The organism is Streptomyces afghaniensis, assembly GCF_044327915.1.
Classification (GTDB): domain Bacteria; phylum Actinomycetota; class Actinomycetes; order Streptomycetales; family Streptomycetaceae; genus Streptomyces; species Streptomyces afghaniensis.
Window position 1 is genome coordinate 620727 of sequence record NZ_JBIRGJ010000007.1, and the last position, 16389, is coordinate 637115.

16 protein-coding genes and 1 pseudogene are annotated in these 16389 nt (G+C 71.5%); 10 read left to right on the forward strand and 7 right to left on the reverse strand.

The window, feature by feature from the left end:
- Positions 1-37 precede the first annotated feature (37 nt).
- On the reverse strand, positions 38-268 hold the full coding sequence (locus ACH4G3_RS28580) for a hypothetical protein (protein WP_020269684.1): 231 nt from the start codon (positions 266-268) through the stop codon (positions 38-40).
- Between the two features lie 58 nt (positions 269-326).
- On the opposite strand from ACH4G3_RS28580, the gene map reads away from it, so the two are divergent.
- Both map and ACH4G3_RS28590 read left to right on the forward strand, forming a co-directional pair.
- Positions 327-1184 (forward strand): type I methionyl aminopeptidase, encoded by an 858-nt coding sequence (gene map, locus ACH4G3_RS28585; protein ID WP_243380913.1) that lies wholly within the window; start codon positions 327-329, stop codon positions 1182-1184.
- A 108-nt stretch (positions 1185-1292) separates the two neighbouring features.
- On the forward strand, positions 1293-1940 hold the full coding sequence (locus ACH4G3_RS28590; RefSeq protein WP_397627195.1) for a biliverdin-producing heme oxygenase: 648 nt from the start codon (positions 1293-1295) through the stop codon (positions 1938-1940).
- 3 nt (positions 1941-1943) lie between these two features.
- On the opposite strand, the gene ACH4G3_RS28595 is transcribed toward ACH4G3_RS28590, so the two are convergent.
- Positions 1944-2588: a PhzF family phenazine biosynthesis protein gene (locus ACH4G3_RS28595; protein ID WP_397627196.1), complete on the reverse strand. Its 645-nt coding sequence runs from the start codon at positions 2586-2588 to the stop codon at positions 1944-1946.
- A gap of 178 nt (positions 2589-2766) precedes the next feature.
- Here ACH4G3_RS28595 and efeO point away from each other — a divergent pair, with 178 nt between their 5' ends.
- The 4 genes and pseudogenes from efeO (at position 2767) to ACH4G3_RS28615 (ending at position 7126) form a co-directional block, all read left to right on the forward strand.
- Positions 2767-3915 carry an iron uptake system protein EfeO gene (efeO, locus tag ACH4G3_RS28600; protein ID WP_397627197.1) on the forward strand — a complete coding sequence of 383 codons (1149 nt, stop codon included), beginning with the start codon at positions 2767-2769 and terminating at the stop codon, positions 3913-3915.
- Between the two features lie 14 nt (positions 3916-3929).
- Complete coding sequence (efeB, locus tag ACH4G3_RS28605) at positions 3930-5186, forward strand: iron uptake transporter deferrochelatase/peroxidase subunit (RefSeq protein WP_397627198.1); 1257 nt, start codon at positions 3930-3932, stop codon at positions 5184-5186.
- Between the two features lie 5 nt (positions 5187-5191).
- Positions 5192-6159: pseudogene (gene efeU, locus ACH4G3_RS28610) on the forward strand (iron uptake transporter permease EfeU); the annotation flags it as partial.
- Complete coding sequence (locus tag ACH4G3_RS28615; protein WP_397627199.1) at positions 6125-7126, forward strand: SCO2278 family lipoprotein; 1002 nt, start codon at positions 6125-6127, stop codon at positions 7124-7126. The pseudogene efeU and the gene ACH4G3_RS28615, both read left to right, overlap by 35 nt.
- A gap of 43 nt (positions 7127-7169) precedes the next feature.
- On the opposite strand, the gene ACH4G3_RS28620 is transcribed toward ACH4G3_RS28615, so the two are convergent.
- Positions 7170-7904: a bifunctional DNA primase/polymerase gene (locus ACH4G3_RS28620; protein ID WP_397627200.1), complete on the reverse strand. Its 735-nt coding sequence runs from the start codon at positions 7902-7904 to the stop codon at positions 7170-7172.
- A gap of 210 nt (positions 7905-8114) precedes the next feature.
- Between ACH4G3_RS28620 and ACH4G3_RS28625 the strand changes: the two genes are divergently transcribed.
- A complete protein-coding gene (locus ACH4G3_RS28625) occupies positions 8115-9023 on the forward strand; it encodes a glycerophosphodiester phosphodiesterase (protein WP_397627201.1) in 909 nt (302 codons plus the stop codon).
- Here the strand turns inward: ACH4G3_RS28625 and ACH4G3_RS28630 are convergent.
- On the reverse strand, positions 9002-9643 hold the full coding sequence (locus tag ACH4G3_RS28630) for a TetR/AcrR family transcriptional regulator (RefSeq protein WP_397627202.1): 642 nt from the start codon (positions 9641-9643) through the stop codon (positions 9002-9004). The genes ACH4G3_RS28625 and ACH4G3_RS28630 overlap by 22 nt on opposite strands.
- Before the next feature lie 108 nt (positions 9644-9751).
- On the opposite strand from ACH4G3_RS28630, the gene ACH4G3_RS28635 reads away from it, so the two are divergent.
- A complete protein-coding gene (locus ACH4G3_RS28635; protein WP_397627203.1) occupies positions 9752-9961 on the forward strand; it encodes a DUF6243 family protein in 210 nt (69 codons plus the stop codon).
- A 125-nt stretch (positions 9962-10086) separates the two neighbouring features.
- Entirely contained in the window at positions 10087-11433 is a 1347-nt protein-coding gene (locus ACH4G3_RS28640; RefSeq protein WP_397627204.1) for a S28 family serine protease, read from the forward strand.
- A 10-nt stretch (positions 11434-11443) separates the two neighbouring features.
- Here ACH4G3_RS28640 and ACH4G3_RS28645 read toward each other — a convergent pair whose 3' ends face one another.
- Complete coding sequence (locus ACH4G3_RS28645; RefSeq protein WP_397627205.1) at positions 11444-12430, reverse strand: small ribosomal subunit Rsm22 family protein; 987 nt, start codon at positions 12428-12430, stop codon at positions 11444-11446.
- A gap of 150 nt (positions 12431-12580) precedes the next feature.
- On the opposite strand from ACH4G3_RS28645, the gene ACH4G3_RS28650 reads away from it, so the two are divergent.
- Positions 12581-13819 carry an ABC transporter substrate-binding protein gene (locus ACH4G3_RS28650; protein ID WP_397627206.1) on the forward strand — a complete coding sequence of 413 codons (1239 nt, stop codon included), beginning with the start codon at positions 12581-12583 and terminating at the stop codon, positions 13817-13819.
- Positions 13820-13857: 38 nt separating this feature from the next.
- Here ACH4G3_RS28650 and ACH4G3_RS28655 read toward each other — a convergent pair whose 3' ends face one another.
- Complete coding sequence (locus ACH4G3_RS28655) at positions 13858-14973, reverse strand: serine hydrolase domain-containing protein (RefSeq protein WP_397627248.1); 1116 nt, start codon at positions 14971-14973, stop codon at positions 13858-13860.
- Positions 14974-14984: 11 nt separating this feature from the next.
- Positions 14985-16388 (reverse strand): multidrug effflux MFS transporter, encoded by a 1404-nt coding sequence (locus tag ACH4G3_RS28660; RefSeq protein ID WP_397627207.1) that lies wholly within the window; start codon positions 16386-16388, stop codon positions 14985-14987.
- Between the last annotated feature and the right edge of the window lies 1 nt (position 16389).

The following is a 16389-nucleotide window of genomic DNA, read 5'->3' on the forward strand; positions in this document are numbered from 1 at the left end:
CGGCTGCGCGACCGGCCGCGCAGCCGCCGGGGTGCGCCTACTCGTCGTTGCGGCCGCCCGCCGGAGCGTCGTGCCACTTGGGGTCGTTCTCCCACTGGAGGTTGCGTGCGCGGGCGGTCTCCATCGCGTGCTCGGCTTCCGGACGGGAGGCGTACGGCCCGAACCGGTCCTTGTTGGGGCACTCCGGCCCCTCCTCGACCTTCTTGTGTTCCAGGCAGTAGTACCACTCACCCGGCTTGCCGACCGTCCGCTTCTTGAACAGGGCCATGACCAGCTCCTCTCGCCACCGTCATGTTCCCCCATGGCCGCTGGTTAGACTCGCTGGCATGTCTGGCCAGTCGCTGCTCGTACCGGGGGAGCTGTCCCCCACCCGTCCCGTGCCCGGAAACATCCGCCGCCCCGAGTACGTCGGCAAGCCCGCGCCGACGCCGTACACCGGACCGGAGGTGCAGACGCCCGAGACGATCGAGGCGATGCGGCTCGCCGGCCGGATCGCCGCCCGGGCGATGGCGGAGGCCGCGAAGCTGATCGCCCCCGGGGTGACCACCGACGAGCTGGACAGGGTGGCGCACGAGTACATGTGCGACCACGGCGCATACCCCTCCACGCTCGGCTACCGGGGCTTCCCGAAGTCGCTGTGCACCTCGGTCAACGAGGTCATCTGCCACGGCATCCCGGACTCCACCGTCCTGCGCGACGGCGACATCGTCAACCTGGATGTGACGGCGTACATCGGCGGTGTGCACGGCGACAACAACGCGACCTACCTGGTCGGTGACGTCGACGAGGAGTCGCGGCTGCTGGTGGAGCGGACCCGGGAGTCCCTCGACCGGGCGATCAAGGCGGTCAAGCCGGGCCGGCAGATCAACATCATCGGCCGGGTCATCGAGTCGTACGCCAAGCGCTTCGGCTACGGCGTGGTCCGGGACTTCACCGGCCACGGCATCAACAGCTCGTTCCACTCGGGCCTGATCATCCCGCACTACGACAGCCCGCACGCGACGACGGTGATCCAGCCCGGAATGACGTTCACGATCGAGCCGATGCTGACGCTCGGGACGCACGAGTACGACATGTGGGACGACGGCTGGACGGTCGTGACGAAGGACCGCAAGCGGACGGCCCAGTTCGAGCACACGCTGGTGGTGACGGAGTCGGGCGCGGAGATCCTCACGCTGCCGTAGCACCCACGCCCCACGGCTGATGGCCCGCTCTCCTCGGAGGGCGGGCTTTTTCCATGGCTCCGGAGTATGGTTTTTACCGACACAGTGTCGGGAACAGGGAGTGGGCCCATGGAATCCTTCTCGACCCTCATCCGGACCGCTTCCCGAGAGCAGCACGAGGAGGTCAGGGGCTCGACGTTCATGAGCGACCTGCTGGGGCACAGGCTGGGGGTCGACGCGTTCGCCCGCTACACGGAGCAGCTGTGGTTCGTGTACGGGGCACTGGAGTCCGGCGCCGAGCGCCTGGCCGGGGACCCGGTGGCCGGCCCCTTCGTCCGCCCGGAGCTGTTCCGGATGCCCGCGCTGGAGCAGGACCTGGAGTACCTGCGCGGCCCCGGCTGGCGAGCCGGCATCAGCGCGCTGCCCGCCACCCTGGAGTACGCGCGACGTATCTCCGACTGCGCCCGCACCTGGCCGGCCGGTTACGTCGCCCACCACTACACCCGCTACCTCGGCGACCTCTCCGGCGGGCAGATCATCCGCGACACGGCCGAGAGGGCATGGGGTCTGCCGAAGAAGGGCGACGGGGTCCGCTTCTACGTGTTCGAGGAGATCCCCAACCCGGCCGCCTTCAAGCGGGGTTACTGGGAGCTGCTGGACGCGCTGCCCGGGGACGAGCTGGAGCGGCAGCGGGTCGTGTCCGAGTGCAAGCAGGCGTACGCGCTGAACAACGCGGTGTTCCAGGCACTGGGCGAGGAGTTCCCGCTGTCGGCGTGAGCGTCAGCGTTCGAGGTGCACCCGGCCGCCGACCTCGGTCCAGCCGCCCGGCTGGGGTGCGGTCAGGATCTGGGAGCCCGCGCCCTGGGTGATGTTGAGGGCCCGGCCGAGCCGGTCGGTGAGCAGCAGGGCCGCCGCCCCGGTCGCCTCGTCCTCGTCGATCCCGTCGCCGCGTCCGGGGAAGGCCCGGGCCCGCACCCGTCCGGCGGGCTCGTCCTCCCACGCCCAGGCGTACACCCACTCCCCCGGCGCGGGCACGGCCAGGCCGTCGACCTCGGCGGCGCTGCCGTACTGCCGCAGGGTGCGCTGCGGCACCCACTCCGCCCGCGCCTCGATCCAGCAGAACTCCCCGTCCTGCCGGGCACCGACCACCCCGGCGGGCGTGACCAGTTCGGGCACGTCGAGCAGCCAGGCCGTCCCGACACACGGGTGCCCGGCGAAGGGCAGGCGCACGGTGGGCGTGTAGATGTCGATCACCCCGCGCTCGGGGTCGTCGACGAACACGGTCTCACTGAACCCGAGCTTCGCGGCGAACGCCTGCCGCTCACCGCGCTCGGGCATCACCGAACCCTCGCGCACGACACCGAGTTCGTTGCCGTATCCACCGTTCGGCCCGCAGAAGACGCGGAGCACGTCGTAGTCAGTCACGGGGGCATTCAAACACCGCCCCGGCGGCCAGGTCGTCCCGGGCATCCGGTGCCCCTGATCATCCCGAAGCGCGACCTTTGACCTTCCCTTGACCTCTTCATGACAGCGATTTTGAGCCACTTAAGTAATCCTTATCTGGCTTAGGTGAGCCTCACCTTCCCGTCCTCCTGGAGCTTTCATGCGACCCGCCAGCCCCGTATCCGTCGCGATCGCCGCCGCGGCGGCTCTGGCCGCCGTCACCGGCTGCACGGAGAAGAGCAACGCCGAGGACGGCGACCACGTCGTGCAGGTGACGGCCACGGACGACAAGTGCGAGGTGTCGAAGAAGGAGTTCCCCGCCGGACACGTCGAACTGGCCGTCGAGAACAAGGGTTCCAAGGTCACCGAGGTCTACGTCCTCTTCCCCGACGACCGTGTGGTCACCGAGCGGGAGAACATAGGCCCCGGCACCAAGCAGCGGGTCACCGCCGAGGTGAAGGCCGGCGACTACCAGATCGCCTGCAAGCCCGGCATGAAGGGCAAGGGCATCCGCCAGGCCGTCAAGGCGACCGGCGGCAAGGCGGTCAAGCGCGACCCGCGCCTGGACGAGGCCGTGGCGGCCTACCGCGCCTACACGCAGGAGCAGGCCGACGAGACCCTGCCCAAGGCCGAGACCTTCGCCCGGGCCGTCAAGGACGGCGACCTGGAAGCCGCGAAGAAGGCGTACGCCCCGTCCCGCATCGGCTGGGAGCGCACCGAGCCGGTCGCCGAGTCCTTCGGCGACATCGACCCCAAGGTCGACGTCCGCGAGGACGGCTTGGAGGACGGCCAGGACCCCGCCACGGACTGGACCGGCTGGCACCGCCTGGAGAAGGCCCTCTGGCAGGACAAGAAGATCGGCGACCGGGAGAAGGAGCTCGCCGACCGGCTCATCACCGACCTGACGGACTGGCAGGACCGGGTCGGCAAGGCGGAGATCACCCCGACCTCGATGGCCAACGGCGCCAAGGAACTCCTCGACGAGGTCGCCACCGGCAAGGTCACCGGCGAGGAGGAGCGCTACTCGCACACCGACCTGGTCGACTTCAAGGCCAACGTCGAGGGCGCGCAGAAGTCGTACGAGCTGTTGAAGCCGGTCGCGCAGGAGAACGACAAGGCTCTCACCACGGAGCTGGACAAGCAGTTCGCCACCCTGAACAAGCTGCTCGACAAGTACCGCCCGGACCCGGCGTCGTACGACTTCACCTCCTACGACAAGGTCGGCAAGGCCGACCGGAAGGAACTCTCGGACGCGGTCAACGCGCTGGCGGAGCCGCTGTCGAAGCTCGCCGCCGCAGTCGCGAAGTAGAGGGGCCGCCCGCCATGACGGACAACGACATCCCCTCCCACTCCCCGTCCCACTCCCCCTCCCGGCGCGCCCTGCTCGGCTGGGGCGGCGCGGGCCTGGCCCTCGGCGCCGCCGCGGCGGGCGGAGCGGTGGCGATGGCCCGCACCGACGACGATCCCGCGCCGGACACCGGGACCGCGATCGCCTTCCACGGCCCGCACCAGGCGGGCATCGCCACCCCGGTGCAGGACCGGCTGCACTTCGCCGCGTTCGACGTGACGACCGACGACCGGGCGGAGTTCGTCCGGCTGCTGAAGGACTGGACGCAGGCCGCCCGCCGCATGACGGCCGGGCAGGCGGTGGGCGAGGGCGGCTTCGGCGGCCTCCCCGAGGCGCCCCCGGACGACACCGGCGAGGCCCTGGACCTCAAGCCCTCCCGCCTGACCCTCACGATCGGCTTCGGTCCGAGTCTGTTCGAGAAGTTCGGCCTGGCCGGGCGACGACCGGACGCCCTCGTGGACCTGCCGAAGTTCGCGGGCGACAACCTGGACAAGAACCGCAGCGGCGGCGACCTGTGCATCCAGGCCTGCGCGGACGACCCCCAGGTCGCGGTGCACGCCGTCCGCAACCTGGCCCGCATCGGCTTCGGCAAGGTCGTCATCCGCTGGTCGCAGCTCGGCTTCGGCAAAACGTCGTCGACGACACCCGAGGCACAGACGCCGCGCAACCTGATGGGCTTCAAGGACGGCACCCGCAACATCGCGGGCACGGAGACGGACCGGCTGAAGAAGTTCGTCTGGGTGGACGGCGAGGACGGCCCGCCCTGGCTGGAGGGCGGCTCCTACCTGGTCGCCCGCCGCATCCGCATGCACATCGAGACCTGGGACCGCACCTCGCTCCAGGAGCAGGAGGACATCTTCGGCCGGGACAAGGGCGAGGGCGCCCCGGTCGGCAAGGCGAAGGAGCGCGACGAGCCGTTCCTGAAGGCCATGAAGCCCGACGCGCACGTCCGGCTGGCGCACCCCGACGCCAACCACGGGGCGACGATCCTGCGCCGCGGCTACTCCTTCACCGACGGCACGGACGGACTGGGCCGCCTGGACGCGGGCCTGTTCTTCCTGGCCTACCAGCGGGACGTCCGCGAGGGCTTCATCCCGATCCAGCGCAACCTCGCCACGGACGCGCTCAACGAGTACATCCAGCACGTGGGTTCGGCGCTCTTCGCCATCCCGCCGGGCGTCCGCGACAAGGACGACTGGTGGGGCCGGACGCTGTTCTCCAAGGAGGCCTGAGCCCGTTGTTCTCCAACTACCTGATCGGTCTGCGCGAAGGCCTGGAGGCGAGCCTCGTCGTCTGCATCCTCATCGCCTATCTGGTCAAGACGGACCGCAGGGACGCGCTGCGCCCGATCTGGATCGGCATCGGCATCGCGGTCGCCCTCGCGCTCGGCTTCGGCTGCGCCCTCGAATTCGGCTCGCAGGAGCTGACGTTCGAGGCGCAGGAGGCGCTCGGCGGGTCCCTGTCGATCCTCGCGGTCGCGCTGGTGACGTGGATGGTGTTCTGGATGCGGCGCACCGCCCGGCACCTGAAGTCCGAACTGCACGGCAAGCTGGACGCGGCGCTCGCCATGGGCACGGGCGCGCTGGTCGCCACGGCGTTCCTGGCGGTGGGCCGGGAGGGCCTGGAAACGGCCCTGTTCGTCTGGGCCTCGGTCCACGCGGCGAGCGACGGCAGCCCGCGCCCTCTGGCCGGTGTCGCCCTGGGCCTGTTGACGGCGGTCCTCCTGGGCTGGCTGTTCTACCGGGGCGCCCTGCGCATCAACCTCGCCCGGTTCTTCACCTGGACCGGCGGCATGCTCGTCGTCGTGGCCGCGGGCGTACTGGCGTACGGCTTCCACGACTTGCAGGAGGCTCGCTTCCTGCCCGGCCTGGGCGACAAGGCCTTCGACGTCTCCAGCACGATTCCGCCGGACAGTTGGTACGGCACGTTGCTCAAGGGCGTGTTCAACTTCCAGCCGGACCCGACAGTGCTCCAAGTCGCGGTGTGGCTGCTGTACCTGCTCCCGACCCTGGCACTGTTCCTGGCGCCGACGGGCCTCGGCCAGCGCCGGACGGCAGCGACACCGGCCGGCGACAAGTGAGGCCGGGGCGCCGCGCGCACCCACCCCCGCCCGACCGCCGGAGGCACCCGGTAGGGTTCGCCTCCGGAAAGGGGAAGGTGAAGGAACCCGATGAGCAGGGATCGCGACCCTCGAACGCTCCGCAGGTCCGCCCGGAGCGCCCTCATAGCAGCCTCGGTGACCGCTTTGTCGTTGACGGCGAGCGGATGCGTCGTGGTGCACGGCGAACGGGAGATCCTCCCGTCCACCACCCGCGCCGAAGCCGCCAAGGCCCTCCAGGAGTTCACGACCGCGTACAACGAGGCCGACAAGGCCTACGACGCCTCCCTGGACGCCGACCACACCACCGGAGCGCTGGCCGACATCGACTCGGCACGTCTGAAGGCCGGCAAGACGAACAGCCCGGACGGCAACCCGAACCACACGCCCCTGAAGCTGACGGACGCGAAGTACACGATCCCCAAGAAGGCCGGCTGGCCCCGCTGGTTCCTCGTCGACGCGGCCGGCAACAAGGGCGGCACCGCCCGCTGGCTGCTCGTGTTCACCCGCAGCAGTCTGGACGACCCCTTCCAGGTCGCCTATCTCACCCTCGTCGCACCGGGCAAGGTCCCGCAGTTCAAGAAGGACGCGGACGGCTGGGCCGAGTCCGTCCCGGTGAACTCGACCGGCCTGGCCGCCACCCCCGGCGACCTGAGCCAGGAGTACACGACCTACCTCAAGAACGGCGGGAACACCTTCGCCGACGGCTCCCACACCAGCCAGTGGCGCGCCCTGCGCGAGAAGAACGCCAAGAGGCCGGGCCTGGTCACCCAGTACATCGACGAGCCGCTGACCAACGGTGACTACCAGCCCCTCGCCCTGCGCACGGCGGACGGCGGCGCACTGGTGTTCTTCACGACACGGCACTACGAGAAGCAGACGGCCTACGCGGGCACGACGTTCCCCATCCCCAACGAGGACGTCCTCGCGCTGACGAAGGGCGAGGTCAAGCAGTCCCTCCTGATGGAGTTCGTCTCCAACGAGGTGGCGCTGGACCCGCCGAAGGGCAGCGCCGGCCGGCAGGTGACGATCCTCGGCCGGATCCAGGGAATGACCTCGGCGGAAGGCTCGTAGGAGCAGCTCAGCGGAAGGCTCGTAGGAGCAGGGCAGGACCGGCTCAGTGCCGCAGCGGCCAGGCCGCCCCGGCCTGGTCGGCTTCCTCACCGGCGTACCGGGCGCAGGCCTCGGTCAGGGTCTCCAGCAGGGTCAGCGGATCCGGCAGCGGATGCTCGGGCCCGCGCACCCAGTGCACCGTCTGGTGCTCGCCGGGCAGCCGCGCCGGCGGTACGAGGACGTAGGAGCCGCGGCAGTGCCACCGCAGTCCGGGGTGCTCGTCCATCGTCTCGGGGTGGCAGTCCAGTTCGCACGGCCACCACTCGTCCTCGTCCTCGGGCGTGCCGCGGGTGAGTGTGAAGAACAGCATCCGGCCGTCGTCGCTCTCGGCGACGGGCCCGACCTCGACACCGTCGGCGAGCAGCCGCTCCAACGCACTGCGACCGGCATCCAGGGGCACGTCGAGGACGTCGTGCACCATGCCGGTCGCGGTGATGAAGTTGGCCTGCGGCTGATGGCGGGCCCAGCGTTCGATCTGGGCGCGGTCGGTGGTCGACTGCGTCTGCCAGGCGAAGGACACCGGGTGCCGGGCCGGGGTGGGACAGCCGACGCGGTCGCAGGAGCAGCGGTAGCCGGCCGGGTGGGCGGCGGGCGCGAGCGGCAGTCCCGCTGCGGCGGCGGCGAGCAGCAGGGCCTCACGGCCGCCGTCACCGGCGGTCTCCTTCGGCCGGCGCCCGGCGCGCAGCCACTGGGTGAGTTTGCCCTGTAGGCCGGTCCTGCCGCCGTACTCCGCGCTCATCTATCCCCTCGCCTCGCTGTCGTGCGGAACAGCATGCCTCATGGTCCCATCTTCCCGCGCGCCGGGGGGCCAGTGCCCACATCCGGGGCAGGAGGGCCGAGACATGTACCGGTGGGGCGAGGCATATGCCCGTGGGGCGAGAGGTACTCCGCACCGTGATCGGGTGTCATTGCCCGCTTTGCCGTGACATGGCGCCCTACCGTGGTCGCCATGGTCGCAAGGATCGCGCTGACGGGCCTCGCCTCCGCGGTTTCCGTGGTCTCGCTGACCCTCACGGGACCGGCCGGCGCCGCCCCGGCCCTGCCGACGGGCAGCCGCCCGCTGGAGGGACGCGCCCACCCGCTGGAGTGGGGCACCGGCCCCCTGACCGTGGCGGCGCTCCCCCGGATCACGTACGTCGCCCACCGCGGCGGCGCCCGCGAGGTGCCCGAGAACAGCATGACGGGGCTGGTGGCCGCCTACGAGCGCGGTACGGCGCAGGTACTGGACTTCGACACGCGGCTGCTGCGCGACGGGACGCCCGTGGTGTTCCACGACGAGACCCTGAACCGCACCACCTACCTGGGCGGCGAGGTGCGCGGCCTCGACGCCCGGGAGTGGCGGGGCGTCCGGCTGCGCCCGAAGGACGCGCTGCCCGGCAGCTGGCGGTCGGAACGGCCGCCGACGGTCGCCGAGGTACTGGACCGTTTCGGCGGGCGGATCGTGCTGATGCTGGAGGCGAAGGACCCGCGCAGCCTCGGCCGGCTGGCCGGGCTGATCCGGGCCCGCGGCCTGACCCGCTCGGTGTTCGTGAACTCCAACGACCCCGAGGTCGCCCGGCGCGTCCACCGCCTCGGCCTGCTCACGCAGTTGTGGCGCTCGGCGCGGCAACTGCGCACGGACCGCCCGGAGCGCTGGCGGTCGTACGTGGATCTGCTGGACGTGGACCACCGGGCGCGGGACGCGGATCTCGTGCGGGCGGTGAAGTCGGGGATCCGGCGGGTGTGGGCGCACACCGTGGTGACGGACGCGCAGCGGGACCGGGTGCTGGCGCTGGGCTGCGACGGGGTGATCACGGACGCGCCGGGGCGCCTCGCGCGGGCCGCCCGGCACGGCACTCAGCGGGGCGCGAGGCCGTGAAGGGCGTAGTCCACGAGGGTGTCGGTGTACTCGTAGGAGATCGGGCCCGTGTGCTGGAGCCAGCGCTGGGCGAGCGGGGAGACGAAGAACTCCAGGGCGATGCGCGGGTCGACGTCGGGCCGCACCTGACCGGCCTCCTGGGCGGCGCGCAGCCTCTCCATGTACAGGTCGAGTGAGGGCTGCATCAGCTTGGCGACCAGCTCGCGCCCGAGTTGTGCGTTGACGACGCCCTCGGCGGCCAGCGCGCGGGACGGCGCCTCGAACCTCGGGTCGCGCAACTGGTCGACGGTGGCGCGCAGGACACCCTTGACGTCGGCGGCGACATCGCCGGTGTCGGGGAAGGCGTACGGCTCCGGTCCCGCTTCCCTCAGGGCCTGCTCGCCGAGGTCGAGGAACGCCTCCATCAGCACGTCCGCCTTCGACGACCACCAGCGGTAGATCGTCTGCTTCCCGACGCCGGCGCGGGCGGCGATGCCCTCGATGGTGGTCTTCGGATAACCGACCTCCACGACGAGCGCGAGAGCGGCGTCGTAGATGGCACGACGCGACTTCTCGCTGCGCCGGGAGGCGTCGGGGGCGGGCTTGCCGGGGGCGGTCTGGGCGGACTTCTGTGCGGCCATGGCTCGAATTTATCAGGTTGACAAGACGGAGCGTCTCGCGGACAGTGGAGCGACACGGGCGAGACGAACCGTCTCGTCGCAGAGAAGAACCGGAAAAGGGAGCCCCACATGACCCGAGGCGGAGCCGGAAACCTGCTGGGTGTCGGCGGATCGCGCCAGAAGCTCGGCCGCAAGGCGCTGCGCGGCGGCGGCCGGGGCGGCCGGATCGGCGGCGGCCTCGATCCGCAGGCCCAGAAGCGCGAGTTGCTGCGCAAGCTTCAGGAGAAACGGCAGGAGCAGACACGACAGGAGGGCAGTACGACCGACGAGTCGTCGTGAGCCTCCCCCGCCCGGGGGAGACGGTCCCCTCGCGCGCGGGATCCTCCCGGGACGTCCGGCGGATGTACTGAAGCGGTCGTGACACCGCGACAGCGACTGCAGACGGACACCCGGGAGGAAACACGATGCGCGTGTGGACGAGACGACGGCTGCTCACCTCGGCGGCCTCGGCCATCCCGGCGGCGGGCCTCGCCGCCACGGCGGCCGTACCGGCGCGGGCGGCGACCGGAGGGCCCCGCTCGGGGGACGACGACATCGCGACCGCCCTGCGGGCACTGCCCGGACTGCGGCTGATCGAGGAGCGGCAGGACGCCGAACCGGGCTACCGGCACTTCGTCCTCGGCCTGCGCCAGCCGGTCGACCACACGAACCCCGCGGCCGGCACCTTCGAGCAGCGCGTCACCCTGCTGCACACCGCCGCCGAGCGCCCCATGGTGCTGTTCAGCACGGGCTACCACGCGGTCCTCACCCCCCGGCGGACCGAACCGGCGGTCCTGCTCGGAGCCAACCAACTCCAGGTGGAGCACCGCTACTTCGGCACCTCACGCCCGGCCGGCACCGGCTACGCGCACCTCACGATCCGCCAGGCCGCCGACGACCACCACCGCGTCGTCCGCCTCTTCCGCCGGCTCTACCCCGGCGCCTGGATCTCCACCGGCAGCAGCAAGGGCGGCATGGCGAGCGTCTACCACCGCCGCTTCCACCCTCACGACGTGGACGGCACGGTGGTCTACGGAGCCCCGAACAACGTCGACGACCGCGAGGACTCCGCCTACGTCCGATTCCTGGAGACGGTCGGCACCGCTCCCGACCGCGAGGCCGTCAAGGCCGCCCAGCGGCAGATGCTGCTGCGCCGGGCCGAGATGGTCGCCCGATACGAGGCCTGGGCGACCGCCCGGGGCGACACCTTCCGTATCATCGGCAGCGCCGACCAGGCGTTCGAAATCGCCGTGCTGCGTGTGCTGTTCATGTTCTGGCAGCGCTCAACCCCGGCCGACCTCGCCGCGATCCCCGGCCCGGAGGCGTCGACCGACGAGCTGTACGCATGGCTGGACGAGTGGGCGGGACTGTCCCTGTACGCCGACACGGCGGCGCGGCAGTACGTCCCGTACTGGTACCAGATCGGCACGCAACTGGGGTACGGCGATGTCCCCACCGCCCACGTGGCGGACCAGCTGCGCCACCCCGGCGGCATCGCGGCGCGCAACTTCGTCCCCAGGGACATCCCCATGGTGTTCGACACGACGGCCATGCCGGACATCGACCGCTGGGTCCGCCGCCGCGGCAGCCGCATGCTGTTCGTCTACGGCACCCAGGACCCCAGCGTGGCCGAGCACTTCCACCCCGGCGGGGCCGACTCGCGGGTCCTGTGGGCGCCGGGCGGGAATCACGGGGCCGACATCGTCGACCTGTCCCCCGCCGACCGGGCGTCGGCGCAGGAGGCGTTGTCCCGCTGGGCCGGTCAGGGTTGACCGGCTCCGGTCAGGGCGCCGGAGGCCAGGCGTCGCCCCAGTCCGCGTCCCGGGCCGCCTTGTAGAGGTCGCCGTGGCGCTTGGTGACGGTGGTGCGGTGCAGGGACGGTTCGGTCTCGCACAGGTCGAGGAGGACCTGGCCCTTGCGGATCTGCGGGCGCCGCACGACACGGGAGGGTGCCGGGGCGACGGGGAAGCGGGCGGCGGCGACGTAGCTGAACTTCTCGTCCTCGTAGGCGAGGGAGCCGCCCTTGACCTGGCGGTGCAGGGAGGACCGGCTGACCCGGGCGGAGAAGTGGCACCAGTCCGTGCCCGGGGCGATGGGGCAGGCGGCGCTGTGCGGGCAGGGCGCGGCGACGTGGAAGCCGGTGTCGATCAGCCGGTCGCGGGCCTCGATGATGCGGGCGTAGCCGTCGGGGGTGCCGGGTTCGACGATCACGACGGCCTGGGCGGCGGCCGCGGCGGCGTCGACGAGGGCGGTGCGGTCGGGGGCGGTCAGCTCGTTGAGGACGTAGGAGACCGTGACGAGATCAGTGCTCTCGAGAGTGAGCGCCGCTCCGATCCGAGAGCGCTGCCACCGTACGTCGCGCAGGGCCGGGTCGGCCGCGGCGATCTCCCGCCCCAGGGCGAGCGCGGGCTCGGCCCAGTCGAGCACGGTGACGGGCCGCTCCCCGCCCCAGGTGGCGCTCACGGCCCAGGCCGCGGCACCCGTACCGCCGCCGATGTCGGTGTGCGATCCGGGCACCCACGCGGGCGCGGCCTCGGCGAACGCCTCCAGTGCCGACCGCACCGCCTCGAAGGTCGCGGGCATGCGGTAGGCGGCGTAGGCGGCCACATCCGCCCGGTCCCGCAGGATCGGCGCGTCGGTCGGGGTGGCCCCGCGGTAGCTCGCGATCAGCCGCTCGACCGCTTGGGCGGCCTGCCGGGGCGGCAGCCCGTCGAGCAGACCGGCGAGGGCGGCGCGGAGGGTTTCGGCCGGGGGTGCGGGGGCGTTCACCCGGCGATTCTACGAGGGCCCGGGGCCCGAGGACTCCCCCGTCCGGACCGGTCGGACCGGTCGGACCGAGCACGTGACCACGGACAGGCGTGCACATGTGGGCCATGCCATTGCATACAAATGCCACAAAAAGGGAATTGCGGACGTGTGATGAAAGGGCCGCGCATCGCAGTGCGGGCAGCCGTCGCCCTGGCGCTGGCCGGGACGCTGGTCATGGCGTGCGGCGCCGACGGTGGCGACTCCCGGCCGTTGACCTGGTCCATGTGGGCCGACGGTGGTGAGGAACAGCAGGTCTGGCATGAACTCGCGGACCGTGTGTCCCGCGAAGACCCGCAGCTCGCGATCAGGCTCGAGACCTCGTCCTTCAACGACTACTTCGCCAAGCTCGGCACCCGTTTCAGCAGCGGCGACGCGCCCTGCATCGTCTCGATGCAGTCGCTCCGCGCCGCGGGCTACACCCAGGGCATGCTGCCGCTCGACGATCTGATCGCAAAGAACAACTTCGATGTGACGGATTTCGACAAGTCCATCATGGAAGGGCTGAGTGTCGGCGGGAAGCAGTACGCGCTGCCGTACGACTTCGGCCCGGTGATCCTCACGTACAACAAGCGCATCTTCCGGAACGCGGGGGTGCCGGAGCCCAAGCCGGGCTGGACTCTGGCCGAGTTCGAGTCGGCCGCCCGCAAGCTGACCGGAGACCGGACGTACGGGTTCGTGGCGGCGCCTCAGGATCTGTGGATGTTTCCCATGGTGCTGGCCAAGACCGGTGCGCAACCCACCGACGGGGCGGGCGGGCTGCGACTGACCACCCCCGCCATGACCAACGGCGTGCAGTGGTACGCCGACCTGGCGGCCAGGAAGAAGGTCGCCCCCCGCGTACCCGAGGCCGATCCCGCGTTCTTCGCCGAGAAGATGTTCCTCAGCGGTGACGTGGCCATGAGTGCCAGCGGGCCATGGGCGCTGCTGAACCTGAAGAACCAGGCCGGCTTCCAGGTGGGCCTGACCACGATTCCCGCCGGCCCGGACGGCGGCAGGACGTACTCGGCCGGTTCCGGATTCGGCATCTCCAAGTCCTGCCCGGACCCGGAGCGGGCGTTCGAGGCGATCACGCTGATGACGGCCAAGAAGCAACTGGAGTGGCTCGGCGGGGTGGGACGTGCCTATCCGTCACGTGAGTCCGCACAGCACGCGTGGTACGAGGGCGCCCGCCTCGCCGGCGCCCGAGAAGCCCTCGAAGCCGCCAACGCCACGTCGATTCCGCTGCGTACGACGAAACACTGGGAGCAGGTCAACCACCTGCTCAACCAGTACGGGGCCCAGCTCTTCAGCGGGACGAGCTCCGCGCAACAGGTCCTGGAGCAGGTGCAGAGACAGGCCGGGCAGGACTGATCGGTGCCGGAGCGGGCTGACGGGTGAGCGGACAGAGTTCACGTCCCCCGCAACGCCCGCGCCACCCGCGACCCCGCCGCCGCCCTGGGCGCGCTGTCCGGGCGGCGGCGACGGGGATGGACCGCGTTGGTGAGGAGGATCAGGAACGTGTCCGTCGCCGGGTCCAGGACGAGGGACGTGCCCGTGAAGCCCGTGTGGCCCGCCGCGCCGCGGCCCGCCAGGTCGCCCATGAACCACGGCTGGTCGAGGGAGAAGCCCAGGCCGGGGGGTGTGAAGAGGAGGTCGACGAAGTCGGGGCCGAGGATGCGGGCGGGACCGTAGGAGCCGCCCGCGAGGAGGGTGCGGCAGAACACCGCGAGGTCGCGGCCGGTGGAGAACAGGCCCGCGTGGCCCGCCACACCGCCCAGCGCCCAGGCGTTCTCGTCGTGCACCTCGCCCCGCAGCATCCCCCGGTCCGCCTTGGCCCACGGCCGCCGCTGGTCCTCCGTCGCCGCCGCCCCGGGGCACGGCCCGAACTCCGTCGCCGTCATGCCCAGCGGCCGGGTGATGCCGTCGCGGAAGAGGACGTCGAGCGTGCGGCCGGTGATGCGTTCCAGGAGGTGCTGCAGGAGCAGCATGTTCAGGTCGGAGTAGCGGTACGCGCCCGGTGCCCCGACCGGTGCCTCCGTCCGCAGCGCGGCCAGCCGCCCGGCCTCGTCGGCGCAGTCGTACAGCGGGAGGTCGGGCCGCAGACCGGAGGTGTGGGTGAGCAGCTGCCGTACGGTGATGTCGTGCCGGGCGGCTGCCGTGAAGTCCGGCAGGTACGCGCCCACCCGCGCGTCGATGCCCAGGGTGCCGCGCTCGATCTGCTGCACGGTGGCCACGGCTGTGAACAGTTTGGTCAGGGACGCGAGGTCGAAGGGCGTGCCGACGGTCATCGGGACCCGGTCCTCGACGGGCAGTTCCACACCGGTGTCGGTGTCCTCGTCGTAGGCCGAGTACCGCACGGCCCAGCCCGCCGCCTCCTCCACGGCGATCACCGGGCCACGCCCGACGACCACGACCGCGCCCGGCGCCCAGGGGCGCTGCCCGGTGGTGAGGACGTGGACCTCCCGGACCAGGTGACGCAGTTCCCCGGGGTCGAGCCCGGCCCGTTCCGGCGTGCCGTTGCGCAGTCGTGGTGCGCTCAGCTCCCTGCTCCCTCCACGCTCGCGCGCCTGCCGTCCGTATCGCCGTCCGTATCGCCGTCCGTATCCCCGTCTGTATTCCGGTCCGTCTTCCCGTCCGTATCCGGGTCCGTCTTTCCGTCTGTCTTTCCGTCCGTCCTCCAGGGTCGGCACATTCCCACGAAGCAGGCCAGTGCCACCAGGGCGGCGGCCAGTTGGACGACGGCCATCGGGACGGCCGTGTCCTCCCCGGCGACGCCGACGAGCGGGGAGGCGACCGCGCCGATGAGGAACGACGAGGTGCCGAGCAGGGCGGACGCGGAGCCGGCGGCGTGCTTGGTGCGCATCAGGGCGAGGGCCTGGGTGTTGGGCAGGGTGATGCCCATCGCGGACATCAGGACGAAGAGCGCGGCGGCGACGGGCGCGAGACCGACCTCGCCGAACACGCCCAGGGACATCAGCAGCAGCGCGGTCGCGGCGGTGATGACGATGGTCAGGCCGATGCCCAGGACGCGGTCCAGGCTGACCCGGCCGACGAGGATCTTGCCGTTGATCTGGCCGACTAGGACCAGCCCGACGGAGTTGACGCCGAACAGCAGGCTGAACGTCTGCGGGGAGGCGCCGTAGATCTCCTGGATGACGAACGGGGACGCCGAGATGTAGGCGAACAGGGCGGCGAAGGCGAAGCCGCCGGCGAGGGTGTAGCCGGCGAAGGAGCGGTCGGCGAGCAGGCCGCTCATCGCGCGCAGGGCCTCGCCGACGCCGCCGCTGTGGCGCTGGGCGGGCGGCAGGGTCTCGGGCAGCCTCGTCCAGACCAGGACCCCGATCAGGACGCCGATGACCGTGAGGACGACGAACACGCCCCGCCAGTCCGTCACGCGCAGGACCTGCCCGCCGATCAGCGGCGCCACGATCGGGGCGACCCCGGAGATCAGCATGAGGGTGGAGAAGAACCGGGCCATGGCCATGCCGTCGTACAGGTCGCGGACGACGGCCCGGGCGATGACGATCGCGGCGGCGCCCGCCAGGCCCTGCGCCAGCCGGAAGGCGACGAGGAGTTCGACGGTGGGCGCGAGGGCGCACAGGACCGTGGCGACGACGAAGACGCCGAGTCCGGCGAGGAGGGGGCGGCGGCGGCCCCAGCGGTCGCTCATCGGCCCGACGACGAGCTGGCCGAGGGCCATGCCTGCCAGGCAGGTGGTGAGGGTGAGCTGGACGGTCGCGGCGGGCGCGTGCAGGGCGCGGGTGACCTCCGGCAGGGCCGGGAGGTACATGTCCATCGCCAGCGGAGGTACGGCGGTCAGGCTGCCGAGGAGGAAGGTGACCAGGAGCCCGGTGCGGCGGTGCGCTGTGAGGCCGGGGGGCTCCGCCCCGGCTGCGGCCCCCTGCGCGGTGTTCGATATGGACGCCCCACCCTCGGGCATG